We start from the raw sequence: 1,756 nt of genomic DNA, 5'->3' as shown, positions 1-1,756 counted from the left end.
GGGACGACTCGCGGAGCTCCTGGCGAGAGGAGATGCGGGGGCGGTGCTGGCCTTGTTCGACGAGCTGGCGACGCGGCACGACGAGCTGGCGACTCGGCACGACGAGCTGACGACGCAGCGCGACGAGCTGGCGACGCAGCGCGACGAGCTGACCGAGAAGCTGCGTGAGCGCGACGAGCTCATCGCCCAGTACAAGCGGCTGATCTACGCGCGGAGCAGCGAGAAGCTGACGGCCGAGGAGCTCGGGCAGCTCGTGATGGCCTACGGAGGCTCGGCCGAGGCCGCGGCGGCCGAGAACCCCAAGGTCCCCGTGCCCGAGCAGGCCGACGCGGAGCCGGAGGAACAGCCGCCACCCGCAGAGAAGAAGAAGCGACGCAAGCACCGTGGCCGGACCCCGATCCCACCGAACATCAAGCGCGTGGAGACGACCGTGCCCGTGCCCGAGGGCGAGCGCTGCTGCAACGCGTGCGGCCACGAAATGGCTCACTTCCGCTACGTCGAGCACTCGACCCTGCACTACGAGCCCGCGAAGCTCGAGAATCACGTCGAGATGCGAGAGGTGCTCGTGTGCAGGACCCCGGGCTGCAAGTGCGATGCGGCAACGGCCGAGCGCGCGACGCCACCCAAGGTCAAGACTCGGGCTGGCGCGTCGCTGTTGGCGCTGCTGCTCGAGGGCAAGTGCGACGACGCGCTGCCGATCAACAGACAGCAAGACCAGCTCTCGCGCCTGGGCCTGGAGATCCCCGTGGACACGCTGTACGGCTGGTGGCGCTACGCGACCGACTTGTTGCTGCCGGTCAGCGACGCGTTGTTCGGCTACATCCTCGACGACCCTTGCTACGTGGGCATCGACGACACCGGCATCGACGTGCTCGACCGCAAGTCCAAGGGCGGGAAGTACCGCGGCCACTTCTGGTGCTTCAAGGGTAGTCGCAAGATGGTGGCCTTCATGTTCACCAGGACGTGGAGCGCCGACGAGATCGCACCGTGGATCCACGCGATCCCGCCGGACATCGCGATCCAGGTCGACGACTACGCGGGCTACAGCCGCAAGCTCGAGAACCCAGAGGGCGAACAGAAGGTGCTCGTTCCTCCCGAGAGAAGGCTCGGGTGCATGATGCACGTCCGGCGTCGCTTCTATGCCGCGCTCAAGCTGGGGGACAAGCGGGCCGCGGTGCCGATGGGCATCTTCAAGAAGATCTACAAGATCGAGGAACAAGCACGTGGCATGAGCCCCGAAGAGCGACTCGCACTTCGGACCAAGCACTCGCTGCCGCTCCTCGACGAGATCGACAAGTGGATCGAGGAGCACGAGGGCAAGGTCGGCAACACGGGCAAGCTGGCGGAGGCGATCCGCTACGCGAAGAACCAGCGCGAGTACATCCGGCGGTGCTTCTCCGATGGTCGCTACGAGATCGACAACGGGGCCGTCGAACGTCAAATCAGAGAACCCGCTCTTGGGCGCAAGAATTTCTACTTCACGGGCTCGGCTCCAGCCGCTCGACGACTGGCCGGGGCCTACACGCTCGTGCAGACGTGCCGCCTGCTGGGCATCTCGACCCGCGACTACCTGATCGACGTGATGGAGAAGCTCGAGGGGGGCTGGCCGATGCGGCGGCTGACCGAGCTGCTTCCGCACAACTGGGCCGCGGCCCGGGGCTTGGTCGTCGACGCCGGGTAGGGCCGGGGCGGAGCAGCCGGAGAGGATACCCCAGGGGCCCGGCGCCTTGGCGGAGGTAGTCCGTCACGGGCTTAC

1 protein-coding gene is annotated in these 1,756 nt (G+C 67.0%); it reads left to right on the top strand.

The features are described from left to right. The coding region (tnpC, locus tag OEB96_RS00430) for an IS66 family transposase (protein WP_266213391.1) at window positions 1-1,681 on the top strand (1,681 nt) is incomplete at its 5' end. Between the last annotated feature and the right edge of the window lie 75 nt (window positions 1,682-1,756).

This window comes from Paraliomyxa miuraensis, from assembly GCF_026337845.1.
Classification (GTDB): domain Bacteria; phylum Myxococcota_A; class Polyangia; order Nannocystales; family Nannocystaceae; genus Paraliomyxa; species Paraliomyxa miuraensis.
This window is presented reverse-complemented; position numbering and strand designations above follow the sequence as displayed.